Origin of the sequence: Mesorhizobium sp. M1A.F.Ca.IN.020.06.1.1, assembly GCF_004023265.1 — a bacterium.
Classification (GTDB): domain Bacteria; phylum Pseudomonadota; class Alphaproteobacteria; order Rhizobiales; family Rhizobiaceae; genus Mesorhizobium.
The window spans coordinates 1-1,294 of record NZ_RZSR01001292.1 but is presented as its reverse complement, the minus strand read 5'-3'; the positions used below and the strand labels follow the sequence as shown (position 1 = coordinate 1,294).

At 66.9% G+C, this 1,294-nt stretch carries 1 protein-coding gene and 1 pseudogene; one reads left to right on the top strand and one right to left on the bottom strand.

Features of this window, described 5'->3' with window-relative positions:
* The first annotated feature begins 62 nt into the window (after positions 1-62).
* Positions 63-485, top strand: a complete 423-nt coding sequence (locus tag EOA60_RS33390) for a DoxX family protein (protein ID WP_095802563.1) — start codon at positions 63-65, stop codon at positions 483-485.
* A 4-nt stretch (positions 486-489) separates the two neighbouring features.
* Here the strand turns inward: EOA60_RS33390 and EOA60_RS33385 are convergent.
* Positions 490-1,294 (bottom strand): annotated as a pseudogene (locus tag EOA60_RS33385) (exopolyphosphatase); the annotation flags it as partial.

The window sequence follows — 1,294 nt, the reverse complement described above, 5'->3', positions numbered from 1 at the left end:
GTGCAGGCGTACACTGCACCGAGAGCCGGTGCATTCCCGGATACCGGCAAGGGAGGTGGGCCATGAACCGCAACGCGTTGCTTCTCGCCTCGCGGCTCCTGCTTGCCGCGCTGTTCGTGCCCTCGGGCTTCCAGGTGCTGACCAACATATCCGGCACGATCGATTACTTCACCGGCCTCGGCCTGCCGCTACCGACCCTGGCGGCCTGGGGCACCGGCCTGTTCGAGCTGATCGCCGGACTTTTGATTCTTGTCGGTTTTCAGACGCGGATCGCGGCGCTGCTGCTTGCCGCCTTCACTATCGTCGCCGGCTTCATCGGCCATTTCGGCCAGGGCGGCGAGGATGCGACCCTCGCCTTCATGCACCGGCAGATGCTGATGAAGGACATTGCCATTGCCGGGGGCTTCCTGGCGCTCGCCATGGCCGGCGCCGGCGCATGGTCGGCCGACGGCCGCCCTTTTGGCGTCGGTGCCGAGATCACCTGATCCGTCACTTGACGGAAATGCTCGGCCCGCCCTCGACCGCCAGCACCAGGCGGCGGTTGGTGATGCGCGCGAGTTGCGCCAGCCGGCCGGCCGGCCGCTCGCCATAGAGGTCGGCAAGCGAGGCCGGCAGCACCAGCGCAAGCGCACCGTTGCCGCGGCTTTCCCATTTCAGCCGCGGCATGACCCCGGGCATCGCCGCCGTCAGCAGGTAGACGACACGCATCATTGCCGCCAGCACGCGGGCGCGCTCGAGCATGCGCGGCGGCGCCAGGGTCTTGATCTCGGCCGCGATCGCATCGTTGAAGATGCCGTCATGGCGATAGGCGTTGGTCAGGGCCAGATAGGCGCGGCCAGGATGGTCGACGCCGATAAAGGACGCATGCGCGATGATGTTGAGCGACTGCCGGCCGCGATATTCGGGATGCGCCCGCCAGCCGATATCGGCAAGCAGGCAGGCGGCGTGGCGGTAGCGCGCCTCATCCACCGTCTCGTCGATGCCGAAGGCCTTGAAAGCCTTGTCCGTCCAGTCGACGAGGTCATGCGCGTGATGGACCGACCGCGAGCGCAGCAGCGCCAGTTCCTCCGCCGCGGAGATCAGCGGATCGGCCTTCTGCTCGGCGGCGTCGAGCAGCGAATAGAGGAAGCCTTCGCGCACGCCCTGCGCCGAGACGACGATCTTCGAGGGCTGCATTGCCGCCATGATTTCCTGCAGCACGACCGCACCGTAAGGCAGCAGCGAGCGGCGGTTCTTGGAGACGCCTTCGATGCCCTTGACCTTTTCGACCTCGCCCTTTGCCACCTGCCTGAGG

What these genes read in the sequence shown, in the direction of transcription:
- EOA60_RS33390 (WP_095802563.1), top strand. Translation starts at nt 63, where the DNA reads ATGAACCGCAACGCGTTGCTTCTCGCCTCGCGGCTCCTGCTTGCCGCG.